The sequence below is a fragment of the uncultured Marinobacter sp. genome, from assembly GCF_963974375.1.
Lineage (GTDB): Bacteria > Pseudomonadota > Gammaproteobacteria > Pseudomonadales > Oleiphilaceae > Marinobacter.
Genome location: NZ_CAXBDN010000091.1, coordinates 1 through 14,677, shown reverse-complemented (window position 1 = coordinate 14,677; position 14,677 = coordinate 1). Strand labels below are relative to the sequence as shown.

The following is a 14,677-nucleotide window of genomic DNA, read 5'->3' as shown; positions in this document are numbered from 1 at the left end:
TGGTGGGTGGTGAGGGGATCGAACCCCCGACCCTCGCCTTGTAAGGGCGATGCTCTCCCAGCTGAGCTAACCACCCAACGTCCGGAACACCTGAAGCTGCTGGCAGCGTTGCTACCCACATCACTCAAGTGAGACGCGCATTTTAAGTATTTCTGCGGCGGTGTCAAATCTTTCCGGTTATTTCGGCTGTTTTTTTACTGCCCGCCTGCACACTGTTTATTTTCCAGTCAATTCCAATGGTTAGCGTCAATCAGAGGCAAGCCTGTCAACCTGCTCCTGCAACCGGACGAGGCGGGAGGTCAGCTGGGCTCGGGACGCATCTACCGCCTTGAGAGTCTGTTCCGCCTCTGCCAGCCGCTGTCGGGTCTCACCCAGCTGACGCTCAAGGGGCGCCACCTTGCTATCCCCTCGCTCCAGAGCAGCAACGCGGCCTTCGAGGCCATCCGCGGCCAGTTTCTGCTCCCGGGCAAATCGCTGCAGGCGACTGTCGACCGCCTCCTCTGCACTGGCCACCACCGCCTCCAAACGCTGCTCTGTGGCGGTCAGCTTGTTATCCAGGGCGGCAATTTTGCGGTCCACATCCTGCCCCGAGGCGTCAACCCTGTCATCGAGACTGACCAGACGCTGATCCAGCACCTGGCCCTGCTCACTGAGCGCGACAACGGCCTCATCAGTTTCGGCCTGAGCGACCTCAATCCTCGCCAGCTGCGCTTTGAGTTCGGCAGCAGTGCCGGTTATGGCTTCCAGCTCTGTGGTCAAGCTCTCGATACGGGGCCGGTTACGCTCGTTGGACAGCACCCACAGCTTGCGGATTTCATCGTTGCTGGTGGTCAGTGCTTGCTGCAGCTTAACAAGCTGCTCGTCGATGGACGATCCTCGCTGCTCCAGGTTCTCGCCGGTTTCAGAAAGGTCGCCTTCAAAACGGGCCAGTGCCAGCTTACTCTGCCGCACCCAGTAGTCGGCCTCTTCGAGCTGACTCTCCAGCAGTTCCACCTTGCTGTGCATTTGCCAGCCAAACCAGCCACCCCCGGCTGCCATGATCAGCACCAGCAGCCACAGCAATCCGGAGCCGCGACCGCTGCCCCCACGCCCGCTTCCGGAGCTGCCGCCTTCGCCATTGCCGCCCCGACCTCCTTTGGCCAGCGAGCGGTCCTGTGCCGGGGCAGCAGGACGCCGCTTCCGGCCGGGCGCGTCACTGCCTGCGCTATCATCGACTTTTGCACCGGCCCTGAGTTCATCCGCATCGGGACGAATGGATTCCATAACAACCTCTTTCTGTGTTGACTGACGGGTTTACCGGCACCATGACATTCGGGGTCACTCTGCACATGGCGTTCAGACTCAAGCCTGAAGTCAGCCTGCAGATCCCTTCGGCTCAGCCAGGGTAATAGACCGCCTCTTAAACTACCGGCCCTGATGATAGCCTCCTGAGCCTCGGGTAACCAAGCACCATAGCAAGTCACCAGGCAAGACAACCCGGCAAGGGACCCGCCGGATTTGCATGCAGGCCGGGCAAAATCTAAAATGGCTGGTTTCCCGGATAGCTGCATGGTGTGCCCGGACGAGCGTCCCCGGAACCTCAGTGCAGCCTGCCGTTTTTTTTTCGACCGGGGCCTCCACCCGCTCTACTTATTGGGAATCCTATCGATATGCAACCCCTAGTCGGCCTGATCATGGGCTCCAAATCAGACTGGCCCACCATGGAGCATGCAGCCACCATGCTGGAAAAACTGGGGGTCAGCTATGAAACCCGTGTCGTATCTGCCCACCGTACGCCGGATTTGCTGTTTGACTACGCAAAATCGGCTGCCGGACGCGGCCTGAAAGTCATCATTGCCGGTGCCGGCGGTGCTGCCCACTTACCTGGCATGGTGGCCTCCCAGACCTCGTTGCCGGTGCTGGGCGTCCCGGTTCAGTCCAAAGCACTGAGCGGACTGGACTCCCTGTTGTCCATCGTCCAGATGCCCGGTGGCATTGCCGTCGGCACTCTGGCTATCGGAACCGCTGGTGCCACCAACGCCGGACTGCTGGCTGCGCAGATACTGGGCACCCATGACGATGTCGTTCGCAAGGCCGTGGATGCATTTCGGGCCAGTCAGACCCAGACCATTCTGGACAACCCTGATCCACGAGACAGCCAATGACCAACTCCCGCCTGAACACCTCCGGCAAGGCAGGATCCGCGCCCATGACTATCGGTGTGCTCGGTGCCGGCCAGCTCGGGCGCATGCTGGCCCTGGCGGGTTACCCGCTGGCCAAGTCCTTTGTGTTCTATGACATGTCTGGCAGCCCCAGTGCCGGTCTTGGTGAAGTCATTGTTGATCGTGAGGGCAAATACCTGGACGATTTCCTGGCGCGGGTCGATCGGGTCACCTATGAATTTGAACACCTTCCGGTGGAGGTCGCAGAGCGCATTGCACAGCACAAACCGGTTTATCCGGCGCCTCGTGCGCTTCAGGTTTGCCAGAACCGGGAAGCCGAGAAGACCCTGTTCGGAGAACTGGGCATTCCCACACCGGAATGGCGCATAGCTGACAGTGCAGAAAGCCTGCAGGCCGCTGCGGAGGCTCTGGGCTGTCCGGTCGTAGCCAAATCCAATACCGAGGGGTACGACGGCAAGGGGCAGGCGGTGCTTAAGTCCCCGGCCGAAGCCGCTGAGGCCTGGAAGGCCATCGGTCACTCCCGGTTGATGGTAGAGAAATTTGTCACCTTCAGCCGCGAAATATCCATCATCGCGGTCAGGGCCATCGACGGTAACGTCGTTTTCTACCCCATGGCCGAAAATGTCCACCATGAAGGCATTCTGCGGTATTCCATCGCACCGGCGCCCGGAATCAGTGGTGATCTGGAAGCACAGGCGCATCGTTATATAAAGAGCCTGCTCAACGAGCTCGACTACGTGGGCGTGCTCACCCTTGAACTGTTTGTTACGGCCGATGGCCTGGTGGCCAATGAAATGGCACCACGGGTCCATAACTCCGGTCACTGGACCATCGAGGGTGCAAAAACCAGTCAGTTCGAGAATCACGTGCGGGCGGTCAGTGGTCATCCTCTGGGGGCTACCGATGCCCGCGGCCTGAGCTGCATGATCAATATCATTGCTGAACACGGTGACACCGACCGGATTCTGGAGCTGCCCTACACGCACCTGCACCTTTACGGCAAGGGCGAACGGCCGGGACGCAAGCTGGGGCATGTAAACGTCCTGGCAGACAGTTACGACGAACTGAAGTGGCGGGTGCGAAACTGCGCCAGTTTTCTGCCTGGCAGCCCGGAATTCAGCTGCTCCCTGACAAAAGGCTGACGCCGGAACCGAGGCGGATCCGGAATTCCGGATCCAGGCCTTGAAAAAACTCCACCAGCCCCAATAATTACGGATCAAAGGATCCGTTATAAGAGTGCAGCCTGACTGCATCAGCGATTCGCAGTAGACTTCAAATTCGCAGTACATTCATCGGGGGCAGCCTTGCCCCTGACACATTGAGAGAACCAGGGAGAACGACCTCATGGCATTTGAACTTCCCGCACTTCCGTACGAAAAGAACGCACTGGAACCGCACATGTCTGCGGAAACTCTGGAGTATCATTACGGCAAGCACCACAACACCTACGTGACCAAGCTCAACGGTCTGGTGGAAGGTACTGACAACGCCGGCAAATCTCTGGAAGACATCATCAAGAGTGCCAGCGGTCCGCTGTTCAACAATGCGGCGCAAGTCTGGAACCACACGTTCTTCTGGAACTGCCTCAGCCCGAACGGCGGCGGTGAGCCTACCGGTGCAGCCGCGGATGCCATCACCAAGGCGTTTGGCTCCTTCGAAGAATTCAAAAAGGAATTCAGCGACAAGGCCGCCAACAACTTTGGCTCCGGCTGGACCTGGCTGGTGAAAAAGGCCGACGGCAGCGTCGCCATCACCAACACCAGTAACGCGGAAACCCCACTGACCGGCGCCGACACGCCAGTACTGACCGTTGATGTCTGGGAACACGCCTACTACATCGACTACCGCAACTCCCGCCCCAACTACCTGGAAGCATTCTTCAACCTGGTAAACTGGGACTTTGTGAACAAGAACCTGGCGTAAGCCGACCCTTGTTCACCAGGCCGGATTTCCGGCCCGAAAAACGCCCGCACACCGCGGGCGTTTTTTTATGGCCGGATTCCGTCACATCGTTTCTCCGTCGTCGCCCCTCCCCTTCAAGTCCGATGCTCAAGAAGTTACAAAATGAAACATCGCTGCGCCCTCATTATCTGGAAGAATGTGCCGTTAAAGGCGTGCAATAGGCAGAAACTGGACCATACTTTCCATAGTGTCTGAATTGTAATCCTGGCGATCAACCAGATCACGAAAGAAGCGTGCCGAATAATAACCATGACGAAAGACTTCGTACTTGAAAATCGCCTTGGCTACCGGATGCTGCGATGGGTTCTTGCCGTTGCCATCGTTACCGGCATTATCCTGAGTGTTTTACAGATGCTCACGGATGCCCGTCGGGTATCCAGCGAACTTGACCGGCATGGCCTTCAGACCCTGGCCCTGATCCGGGACCCGGCAACCCAGGCCATATTCAGCGTAGATGAAGAGCTTGCGGAGCAGGTTCTCGAGGGGCTTTTCGAGCTGGATGCGCTGATCAGCGCCAGTATCAGCCACCCTGATGGCGATCAGTTGGCCAGCCGTTCCAGCCAGCTTGCGGATTCTTCTTACCGACCACTCACCGATTTCTTTTTTGGTACCAGCCGGACCTACAGCACCAGCCTGAACCGTAGTGTCGACGCCCCTGGCGAGACGGCCATTGACTATGGTGAACTGACCCTGGTGTACGACACCTTCCCGAGAGCAAACAACTGGATAGAACGATCTGCGGTTACCCTTGCGGTGGGTATCGCCCGGGCGCTGCTGGCAGCCTTTGCAGCCTTCATACTCATTCACTGGCTGCTGACCCGCCCACTGCAACATATTGTCCGGTCATTGACCCGGGTGGATCCGGCTCATCCTGACCGATACCTGCTTGAATGCCCGGCGGGCCATCATGGCGACGAGCTGGATCTGTATGTGCGTGCAACCAATCGGCTGCTGGTTGCGATAGAGGACAGCCGTCAACGTCAGGAAGATGCAGAAGCCCGCGCCAACCGCCTCACCCGTTATGACCGGCTGACCGGACTGCCCACCCGGGAGACGATTCTGTCAAACCTGTCCACCTCCATCAGTGAGTGCCTGAAATCTGGTGAGCGTCTTGCTGTCTGCTGTTGCGGAATCGATGACTTCAAGTCCATCAACGAACAACTGGGTTACCACACTGGCGACCAGATTCTGCAGACGGTCGCCGAGCGATTGCAGAAACCTTTCGGCAACACCAGGATGCTGGCAGGCCGGCTTAACAGCGACCAGTTCGTGGTCATTGCTTCGCCTGTTGAAGACGAATACGAGGCAGCGGAGGTGGCCGAATCCCTGCTCAGTCTGTTCAGCGAAAAAATGTCACTGGGTGATACACCCATTCGTATCACCGCCACCATCGGGGTTGCGATCTATCCAACGGATACTGACCATCCGGACCGACTTCTGCAGCATGCCGAACACACCATGACCCTCGCCAAGGGCGATGCCAGCAACCACATCCGGTTTTTCATCGCCAGTGTGGATCAGGAAATCCGTGCCCGCAAACAGCTGGAAAAGGATCTGGCACAGGCGCTGCCAGAGCGGCAGTTTCACCTGGTCTATCAGCCCCAGATCAATCTTCAGAGCGGGCGCCTCGTCGGTGCCGAAGCGCTGCTGCGCTGGAACCATCCGGAACAGGGCCTGGTGCCCCCGGATCACTTCATTCCCCTGGCGGAGCTCAATGGCAGTATTGTTGAAATCGGGCACTGGGTGCTGAATGAGGCCTGCCGGCAAGCCGCAGCCTGGGCGGCCTCTGGGCTGCCTATTCGTATCGCGGTGAACCTGTCGGCGGTGCAGCTACGTCAGCCCCATATCGTGGGCACGATCCTCGACACCCTGGGCAGACATCAGATCCCTCCGGGTCGCCTGGAGCTGGAGATTACCGAAACCGGTTTCATGGAGAACATGGAGGATGCCATCAGTAAACTGCGGCAGCTCAACAGCGCAGGCATCACTATTGCAGTGGACGACTTCGGAACCGGTTACTCCTCGCTGACCTACCTCAAGAAAATGCCCCTTCAGCACCTGAAAATCGATAAACAGTTTATCCAGGATCTGCTGGTCAATGAGGACGATACCCGCATTGCCAATACCATTATCGATCTGGGACGCAGCCTCAACCTGTCCGTCATCGCAGAAGGGGTGGAGACCCCGGAGCAGGAATTCTATCTGCGTCAGCGCGGTTGCCAGATGGCACAGGGTTATTACTTCAGCCGCCCCCTCCCCCCGGAAGAACTGTTCAGTTTTGTGGCAGATTTCCACGGCAAGCTTGAGAAAAACATGGAGAATACGGAAGATAACGATCACTGACCGTCAACACCAGTGAACGAAAACCCGTGCCCGAGCATCAATGCTCAAGAACCGCAGGACAGCCCATGACCACAACCACCCTGATTGGCCTTGCAGTCATCATTGTTGTTGCCCTTTACATAGTCTCCATTTACAACCGGCTGGTATCTTTCCGCAACCAGTTCAAGAATGCCTTTGCCCAGATCGACGTTCAGTTACAGCGGCGCCATGACCTGATTCCCAACCTGGTGGAATCTGCCAAAGCCTATATGAGCCATGAACGCGACACCCTCACCGAGGTCATGGAAGCCCGTAACGGAGCCGTCAAGGCCCAGAAGGATGCCGCCGCAGACCCTGCGGATGGAGGCAAGATCAGACAACTGGGTATGGCTGAAAACGCCCTGACCAAAGCGCTGGCAAATTTCTACGCGGTTTCTGAAAACTACCCGGACCTCAAGGCAAACGAGACCGTTCAGCAACTGATGGAAGAGCTGACCAGTACTGAAAACCGGGTGGCCTTTTCCCGCCAGGCCTTCAACGACAGCGTCATGAGTTACAACATTTTCCGGGAATCTTTCCCCAACAATGTGATAGCCGGTATGTTTGCCTTCAAACCCAGCTCCCAGCTGGAGCTTGAATCGCCGGAAGCCCGTCAGGCACCGAAAGTGGCCTTCTGAGGCCTGACTCATGGCAAATCCCGGTTTTTTTGAGCGCCAGGCCAATGCCCGCCGCAATACCCTGCTGCTGATTCTGCTGTTTTCCGTGGCGGTGGTGCTGATTGCCCTGGCGGTTTGTGTGGTGGGCTATCTGGTCACCCGTGGCGAAGACAGTGGTTTGCGGTTCGATCACTGGCTGCTGGGCAGTCACGGCCTGGCCACAGCGGGCGCGGTCGTAGTGCTGATCCTGGCGGGTTCCCTTATCCGCTGGATGGATCTTGCCGGTGGTGGCGAGCGGGTCGCAAAGATGGTCAACGCCCGGGAACTGGATCCTTCCAGCCAGGATGCGGATGAGCGCCGCCTGCGCAATGTGGTGGAAGAAATGGCCATCGCCAGCGGAATTCCGGTACCACGACTGTATGTCATGGATAATGAACATGCGATCAACGCCTTTGTGGCCGGCTACAGCCCCAATGAGGCGGTGATGGTCATGACCCGGGGCGCACTCACCGAACTCAACCGTGACGAACTTCAGGGTGTGGTTGGCCACGAGTTCAGTCACATCCTCAATGGTGACATGCGCATCAACGTCCGGCTGATTGCCTTGCTGGCCGGCATTCTCACCATCGGCCAGATCGGCTTTTTCCTGCTTCGTGGCGCCTCTGTCCGCCACCACGTATCGTCCTCCAGAAACAGGAACAATGGCCAGGCCATTCTGTTGCTGGTGGGCGTCGCCCTGGCCGCCATCGGCTATGTCGGGGTGTTCTTTGGCCGACTGATTCAGGCCGCGGTTTCCCGGGAGCGGGAGCGACTGGCCGATGCCTCTTCCGTTCAGTTCACCCGCAACCCGGAAGGTATCGGCGGTGCCCTGTACAAGATTGGCCTGGGTTCCGGCTACCTGGAAAGCACCAGCCACGCCAGCGATATGAACCATATGTGTTTTGGCGAAAGCACCAGGATGGCATTCAGCCGTCTGCTGGGCTCCCACCCACCCATCGACGAACGGATCAACGCCATTCAGCCCGGCTTGCTGAGCCGGCTGAAAGTGCGTTTCAGGGACCAGGCAGCCACCACCAGCCAGGCTGCAGCCAATCCGACCGACCAGGCGGTCCGGTGCTTCGCTTCCGGTGCGTCAGCCATTGCCTCCACCAGAGTCAGCCATGGCAGAGGCCAGCCGATGTCGCAGCGGGTCGGTACGGTTACACCGGCGAATGAAGACTACGCCGTTGCCCTGTTAAGACGGTTACCACCGTCATTTCGGGACCTGCTCTACACCCGGACCGGGGCCGTACAGCTGTGTTGGGCGCTGCTGACCCGTGACATGAGTGACGACGAGCGCAACAAGTGCCTGTGGCAGATACCGGACACGGCGCTGATGCGACCCCAACCTGAAATTATCAACAGGTTGCTGCCAACGCTGGTAAGCGAGGGTGATGTGATCCGGTTCCCGGCCCTGGAGCTGGCCATGCCGATACTGCGCCAGCTGGATCCGGAAGAAAAGAAGCTTCTGATCCGGCATACCGGAGAGATTGTACGGGCTGATGGCCGTGTCACCCTGTTCGAACTTGCTCTTTTCAGCTTCCTCAAGCGCCACCTCGGCCCCGATGCAGGACACACTGTCAGCGTCCGTTACCGGAGCTATCGGAAAGTCTCTGCCGATCTTGAGTGCCTCTTCAGCCTGATGGCGCGGGCTGCCAGCAAGCATCCGGCAGAGGCCGAGAAGCTCTACCAGGAGGCGCTTGCCAGCTTTATGCCGGGCCAGGGCACTCCCCCCGGGCTGCACGGGAAGATCACGGTAAAGCAACTTCAGGCATCACTGGCACGACTCAATCAGCTCTCGCCTATGCTCAAACCGGCCATTATTGATGCCTGCGGATATTGCATCCTGCATGACGGCCACATCGACGTCAGAGAGTACGAGCTGGTCCGACTGATCGCCGACCAGCTGGATTGCCCGCTGCCACCCCTGAGCACTGCCTGACCTGCACCGTTCATCTGATTCTCGCTGCTGCCCAGCCCTCTTCAGGCACCCGCTCAGCTGCGGAACAGGAAGCGCAATTCACTGAAGTTACGTTTTCTGCACAAAAAAACCGGCCTGAGCCGGTTTTTTTGTGCAGAATCAGAACGCCGTCATTCGACCTGTTCCATGCCGGGGTTGCCCCTGAACAGACTCTGGATCTCGGGCGTTTCGTCGGTAGCAGGCAAGCCAAGCTTCTGACGAACACCAAGGTTGACCTCCCACAGCCCGTTAAACTTGTCGGTTGTTACTGCCACGGCTTCTTCCTTGCCCAGCATGATGGTGGGTCGCAGGAACACCAGCAGATTGCGTTTTATACGGCTTTCAGAGGTGGACGAGAACAGCCGCCCCAGCACCGGAATGTCTCCCAGCAGGGGCACCTTGCTGGTGTTGATCCGGAAATCTTCATTGATCAGCCCGCCCAGCACGATGGTCTCACCGTCATCAGCCAGTACCGTGGTCTTGATCTCACGCTTGTTGGTGATGATGTCCGATGCATTTTCAATGCTGTCACCGATGCTTTCGGTAGTCTGCTCTACCACCAGCCGGACCAGGCCATCGGCGCTGATGGTTGGTGTCACCTTCAGGGTCAGACCGATATCACGACGCTCAATGGTGGTGAACGGGTTGCTCAGGCCGTCGCCGGTGGTGCCTTGCTGTCCGGTACGGAAAGGTACGTTCTGACCAACAATAATCTCGGATTCCTGATTATCGAGGGTGATAATGCTTGGGGTAGACAGCAGATTGGCGGCCGCCGAGGTGGACAGAGCCTGCAACAGCACCCCCCAGGTGACACCGTCCCGGTTTCTCTGACCAGCGCCTATGGTCACCCCACCGACTGCCGGCGTAATGGCGCTCTGGCTCAGGATAGCGCTCAGCACGTCGCCGATACTGCGACCGACATTATTGAAGTTGGTACCGATTACCGGGGTCGAGCTGCCTGACTCGTCACCCAGGGCAAACTGAACACCGAGATCCTGCCCCAGGTCATCACTGATCTCGACAATGGCCGCTTCGATCATCACCTGGGCACGACGGACATCGAGCTGGGCGATGATCATTTCTGCTTCCTGCAGCATCGAGGGCTCGCCCCGGACCACCAGGGCATTCAGTCCTTCATCGGCAAACACCGAGAAACCGGACGAACGACCGCTGCTGCCACCGCCCCCGCCGGAGCCACCACCCTCAGCCTCACGGACCACCTCTCCCATTACGCCCTGAAGAATTTCAACCAGATTTTCTGAGTCTGCGTGTTTCAGGCGAACCACTTTGGTGGTGCCTCCGGTAGCCGAAGGCTGATCCAGCTGGCGAATCAGATTACGCATCTTGTCGCGGAAGTTCTTGTCACCACGAAGTATCAGACGGTTGCTCCGCTCATCGGCGGTCACGCTGAACTTGCGGGCGCCCTCGCCAGCGCCGCTGCGGCCCAGCTCGTCGGGAGCCAGTTCCTGCAACAGGGTGACCATATCGCCTACCCAGGCCTCCTGCAGCTGGAGAACCTCCACTTCGTATTCTGCCGGGCTGTCCAGATCACGGACGATGTTCTCGATCCGCTGAATGTTGGCGGCATGATCACTGACAATCAGAGCGTTGGCTGCAGCAACGCCCGCCAGGTGCCCATACTTGGCCACCAGTGGCCGCAGAATCGGCACCAGTTCCAGGGCGTTGGCGTTATTCACGGCAATAACCCGGGTCATCAACTGCTCCGAGGGTATTGTCTCAAACCGGTCCAGCACTTCCGCATTCTGCTTCGCATCCACCTGCTGGATGACCTTGATGACGTCTTCACCGGGAATCGCGGTAAAGCCATGAACCTGCAATACCGCCAGGAACAGATCGTAAATCTCGTCCTTGTTCATGGGGGCGCTGGAAAGAACGGTCACCTTTCCTTTCACCCGGGGGTCCACCACGAAGCTGTACCCGGTGATATCGGCCACCTGGGTAACAAAGGCCCGGATATCTGCATCCTTGAGATTCAGCCGCCAGGTGCCATCCTGGGCATGCGCCATGGACATCAGTGGCAACAGGAGAGCCAGAAGGATGGCCCTGACAACGGGAGTGGTGAGCTTAATCATGCAACGATCGCGTCCTGTATCGATGAAGCCTTCAGAGATGGCTTTCTGATTGTGTTTCCTGAGATCCCTTGCTGCTTTCTGGCATCGCAACCGGTGCAACACCCTTTGGCAGGTTTACTGTGGCAACGCATAGGTCACCGTGAAGCGGGCACCCGCCCGCTCGACTTCCACTTCCAGCTGGCGCTCTGACCGCAGGTTTTCCAGCAGTTGCCGATCCTGGTCAAGATCTCCCAGCTGATAGCCATTAACCGATGTAATCACGTCACCCGGCTGCAGATTGATCGCACGCAACATGGCGTTGGAGCCGTCAAATACGTACCCCTGTGAGCCGCCATCCTCTACCGGCCTCAGACCAAAAGCAAGTAACGCCGTCGCACCTTCACGATCCAGTCGTGCCTGAGCTTCCGCAACAAAGTCCTCCGGTGATCCCTGAGTCACCTCCGGAACTTCCTCTACCTGCCCTGACGCCGAAAATTCTTCATCGAATGCAAGGGTCTCAAAGGCCCCCTGACGCCGAATCAGTATACGCCCTGGCTCTACCTCCACAAGCTCCGCATTACCCGGAAGCATTTCGCCTACCCGGTAGTGGGCAGTTGTGGTGCCCGATCCAGAAACTATAGCACTGGACTGATCCGCCTGCTCGGACACCAGCACGCCCTCCAGACGCAGCCTGAGGCTGGTTTGCGGGGCGTTGCGACGCACCGTGTCGGCGGCGGCCACCTGGTCCATGGGGGGCCGGCCAAACATCTCAAAGGCTGCCAGTGGCCGGCCAATCGAAGCCAGTGACTGGCCCTCAGCGCCCACCTGGTAGACGGGTGCTACCGGCTGCTCCTGCCATAACACTGTCCAGGTCAACCACGCAGCCGCAAGCGCCAGGTGCGTGACAAACCCCAGCAGCAGCAGATTGGCCAGCCAGCGCGAGACCCAGCGAGGTAGTACCCGGACCTTTCTGCGAGGCATCAGCGACCACCTCCGGACACCAGGGGCTGCCTGACACGGAACACCACGTCGCCAGGCGCGGCGGCGGAAGACCAGGCCTGGCCTGCCAGATCAATCATTCTCCGGTACACCCGGATTTCCATCATCCCGTCCAGGGTGACGCTGGCATCGGCAGCCGGATCAGAGGTGTCCTGCTCCGAAATTACCAGTGAAACACCGTTGCGCAGATCCGACAGTGTACCCTGCATCGGTGGAAAAGTTGCATTTTGCATCTGATCACCCATGGGCCAGGTGACGTTACCTCCCGGCCAGCGACCAAGCCCCCGGGCGCTCTGCAGGCCGGCGTCTGTCAGTGACACCTGCAGGCGATCAATCACCACATCACCTTCCAGCATGGCGCCACCACTGGCCCGAATCTCGTCTGCGAATTCGGGAACGTGAATCGTGCCGCGGGCATCGATCCGGGCCGCCAGCGGCCAACTCAGAAACACATCACCCGCTACCCGTGAGCGGCTGCTCTCTATGGAGACTGCAAGCGGCAAGCCCAGTTCGCCAAAATCAGGCGGGGATAATAACCAGGTCACCCGAACCGGACGGCGGCCGACACTCAGGCGCGCCGCCCCCTGCCACAACCGGCCGGACACCTGCTGTACAGATACCTGGGGTGGCAGGCTGATCATCGGGGACACCCTCGCCCACAACCAGCCCGCCGGCATCCACATCACCACGGCCGCCAGGTAGACAAGCAGGCCAAGAAAGATGAAAAGCAGAAGCTTGCCGGGGCGCACAAAGGCTCGTTCTGGGCTTTCGGTCATGGGCTGATGGGCGCCGTCGAAAATAGAAGTAAGTTCTTTATCACTAAAAATCCAACTCTAGCAAGAACCTGCGACAGGTTTATGACATTGCGTCACAGGTTTATTGTGGCACAGAATTCTACGGGTGCAGACACGACCAACGATTGTAACGGCAGTCATCCCTGCAACTCAAAACTTCAGAGACAAAAAAAGCCCCGCAGAGGCTTACCCTGCGGGGCTTTCTGGTCCGGCTAAAGGGGCCGGGCCGGCATATTACATCATGCCGCCCATACCACCCATACCGCCCATATCCGGCATACCGCCACCGGCCTTTTCGTCGTCCGGCTCGTCAGCAATCATCGCCTCGGTGGTGATGATCAGACTGGCTACGGAAGCCGCGGCCTGCAGCGCGGAACGGGTGACCTTGGCAGGATCCAGGATACCCATTTCCAGCATGTCGCCGTATTCTTCAGTGGCTGCGTTGTACCCGAAGGAACCTTCGCCGTCACGAACCTTGGCAACCACAACAGAAGCTTCACCGCCTGCGTTGAATACGATCTGACGCAGAGGAGCTTCCATGGCGCGGCGCAGGATATTGACGCCAGCCTTTTGCTCGTCGTTGATGGCATCAACGCTGTCCAGAGCCGCGATAGCACGGATCAGGGTCACACCGCCGCCAGGAACAATGCCTTCTTCTACTGCAGCACGGGTTGAGTGCAGAGCATCTTCAACACGGGCCTTTTTCTCTTTCATTTCCACTTCAGAACCGGCACCGATCTTGATAACCGCAACACCGCCGGCCAGTTTGGCGACGCGTTCCTGCAGCTTCTCTTTGTCGTAATCGGAGGAGCTTTCCTCAATCTGCTTGCGGATCTGCTCAACACGGGCGTGAATATCTGCCTGGGCGCCAGCACCATCGATGATGGTGGTGTTTTCCTTGGTCAGGTTAACGCGCTTGGCGGTACCCAGGTCGTCCAGAGTGGTGTTCTCCAGGGACAGACCAACCTCTTCAGAGATCACGGTACCACCGGTCAGGATAGCGATATCCTGCAGCATTTCCTTGCGACGGTCACCGAAGCCAGGCGCTTTGACAGCGGCTACCTTGACGATACCACGCATGTTGTTGACCACCAGAGTGGCCAGCGCTTCGCCTTCGATATCTTCGGCGATGATCATCAGCGGCTTGCCTGCTTTGGCAACGGCTTCCAGCACTGGCAGCAGCTCGCGGATGTTGGAGATCTTCTTGTCGACCAGCAGCATGTACGGATCGTCAAGTTCAACAGCCATGCTGTCCTGGTTGTTGATGAAGTACGGCGACAGGTAGCCACGGTCGAACTGCATACCCTCGACCACGTCCAGCTCGTCTTCCAGACCGCGACCTTCCTCAACGGTGATCACGCCTTCTTTGCCCACGCGCTCCATGGCGTCAGCAATGATCTTGCCGATAGACTCGTCGCCGTTGGCAGAAATGGTACCGACCTGAGCAATGTTACGGTTGTCGTTGCAGGGCTTGGCCATGTCACGGATTGCCTTGACGGCTGCCGCGGTACCCTTGTCAATGCCGCGCTTGAGATCCATCGGATTCATGCCGGCAGTAACAGCCTTGATGCCTTCGTTAACGATAGACTGGGCCAGAACGGTAGCCGTTGTGGTGCCATCGCCAGCGGTGTCGTTGGTCTGGGAAGCAACTTCCTTGACCATCTGGGCGCCCATGTTCTCGAACTTGTCTTCCAGTTCGATTTCCTTGGCC

11 protein-coding genes and 1 tRNA gene are annotated in these 14,677 nt (G+C 58.5%); 6 read left to right on the top strand and 6 right to left on the bottom strand.

Going from position 1 to position 14,677, the window contains the following annotated elements; genetic code table 11:
* Together AAC035_RS09700 and AAC035_RS09695 are read right to left on the bottom strand one after the other, a co-directional pair.
* A tRNA-Val gene (locus AAC035_RS09700) sits at positions 1-76 on the bottom strand.
* A 170-nt stretch (positions 77-246) separates the two neighbouring features.
* The gene (locus AAC035_RS09695; RefSeq protein WP_339803157.1) at positions 247-1,263 is read right to left on the bottom strand and encodes a hypothetical protein; all 1,017 of its coding nucleotides are present in this window, start codon (positions 1,261-1,263) and stop codon (positions 247-249) included.
* A gap of 386 nt (positions 1,264-1,649) precedes the next feature.
* On the opposite strand from AAC035_RS09695, the gene purE reads away from it, so the two are divergent.
* The 6 genes from purE (at position 1,650) to AAC035_RS09665 (ending at position 9,083) form a co-directional block, all read left to right on the top strand.
* Positions 1,650-2,144 carry a 5-(carboxyamino)imidazole ribonucleotide mutase gene (purE, locus tag AAC035_RS09690; protein ID WP_339803154.1) on the top strand — a complete coding sequence of 165 codons (495 nt, stop codon included), beginning with the start codon at positions 1,650-1,652 and terminating at the stop codon, positions 2,142-2,144.
* Positions 2,145-2,188: 44 nt separating this feature from the next.
* Complete coding sequence (locus AAC035_RS09685) at positions 2,189-3,304, top strand: 5-(carboxyamino)imidazole ribonucleotide synthase (protein ID WP_339803159.1); 1,116 nt, start codon at positions 2,189-2,191, stop codon at positions 3,302-3,304.
* Between the two features lie 202 nt (positions 3,305-3,506).
* Positions 3,507-4,085 carry a superoxide dismutase [Fe] gene (gene sodB / locus AAC035_RS09680; RefSeq protein WP_339803151.1) on the top strand — a complete coding sequence of 193 codons (579 nt, stop codon included), beginning with the start codon at positions 3,507-3,509 and terminating at the stop codon, positions 4,083-4,085.
* Between the two features lie 288 nt (positions 4,086-4,373).
* The gene (locus tag AAC035_RS09675) at positions 4,374-6,467 is read left to right on the top strand and encodes an EAL domain-containing protein (RefSeq protein WP_339803148.1); all 2,094 of its coding nucleotides are present in this window, start codon (positions 4,374-4,376) and stop codon (positions 6,465-6,467) included.
* Between the two features lie 65 nt (positions 6,468-6,532).
* Entirely contained in the window at positions 6,533-7,123 is a 591-nt protein-coding gene (locus AAC035_RS09670; RefSeq protein WP_339803145.1) for a LemA family protein, read from the top strand.
* A 10-nt stretch (positions 7,124-7,133) separates the two neighbouring features.
* A complete protein-coding gene (locus AAC035_RS09665) occupies positions 7,134-9,083 on the top strand; it encodes a M48 family metallopeptidase (RefSeq protein ID WP_339803142.1) in 1,950 nt (649 codons plus the stop codon).
* Between the two features lie 149 nt (positions 9,084-9,232).
* On the opposite strand, the gene gspD is transcribed toward AAC035_RS09665, so the two are convergent.
* The 4 genes from gspD to groL all read right to left on the bottom strand — a co-directional run.
* Positions 9,233-11,194, bottom strand: a complete 1,962-nt coding sequence (gspD, locus tag AAC035_RS09660; protein WP_339803139.1) for a type II secretion system secretin GspD — start codon at positions 11,192-11,194, stop codon at positions 9,233-9,235.
* Positions 11,195-11,308: 114 nt separating this feature from the next.
* Positions 11,309-12,154: a type II secretion system protein N gene (locus AAC035_RS09655; protein ID WP_339803136.1), complete on the bottom strand. Its 846-nt coding sequence runs from the start codon at positions 12,152-12,154 to the stop codon at positions 11,309-11,311.
* On the bottom strand, positions 12,154-12,948 hold the full coding sequence (gspN, locus tag AAC035_RS09650; RefSeq protein WP_339803133.1) for a type II secretion system protein N: 795 nt from the start codon (positions 12,946-12,948) through the stop codon (positions 12,154-12,156). The genes AAC035_RS09655 and gspN overlap by 1 nt, the downstream gene beginning before the upstream one ends.
* A gap of 252 nt (positions 12,949-13,200) precedes the next feature.
* Positions 13,201-14,677, bottom strand: a 1,477-nt coding sequence (groL, locus tag AAC035_RS09645; RefSeq protein WP_339803130.1) for a chaperonin GroEL, incomplete at its 5' end; no start/stop codon positions are given.

Excerpts from the sequence above, each read along its gene's own strand:
- gspN (WP_339803133.1), bottom strand. The coding sequence starts at position 12,948 with ATGACCGAAAGCCCAGAACGAGCCTTTGTGCGCCCCGGCAAGCTTCTG.
- AAC035_RS09695 (WP_339803157.1), bottom strand. The coding sequence starts at position 1,263 with ATGGAATCCATTCGTCCCGATGCGGATGAACTCAGGGCCGGTGCAAAA.
- AAC035_RS09685 (WP_339803159.1), top strand. The coding sequence starts at position 2,189 with ATGACTATCGGTGTGCTCGGTGCCGGCCAGCTCGGGCGCATGCTGGCC.
- gspD (WP_339803139.1), bottom strand. The coding sequence starts at position 11,194 with ATGATTAAGCTCACCACTCCCGTTGTCAGGGCCATCCTTCTGGCTCTC.
- AAC035_RS09655 (WP_339803136.1), bottom strand. The coding sequence starts at position 12,154 with ATGCCTCGCAGAAAGGTCCGGGTACTACCTCGCTGGGTCTCGCGCTGG.
- sodB (WP_339803151.1), top strand. The coding sequence starts at position 3,507 with ATGGCATTTGAACTTCCCGCACTTCCGTACGAAAAGAACGCACTGGAA.
- purE (WP_339803154.1), top strand. The coding sequence starts at position 1,650 with ATGCAACCCCTAGTCGGCCTGATCATGGGCTCCAAATCAGACTGGCCC.
- AAC035_RS09675 (WP_339803148.1), top strand. The coding sequence starts at position 4,374 with ATGACGAAAGACTTCGTACTTGAAAATCGCCTTGGCTACCGGATGCTG.
- AAC035_RS09665 (WP_339803142.1), top strand. The coding sequence starts at position 7,134 with ATGGCAAATCCCGGTTTTTTTGAGCGCCAGGCCAATGCCCGCCGCAAT.
- AAC035_RS09670 (WP_339803145.1), top strand. The coding sequence starts at position 6,533 with ATGACCACAACCACCCTGATTGGCCTTGCAGTCATCATTGTTGTTGCC.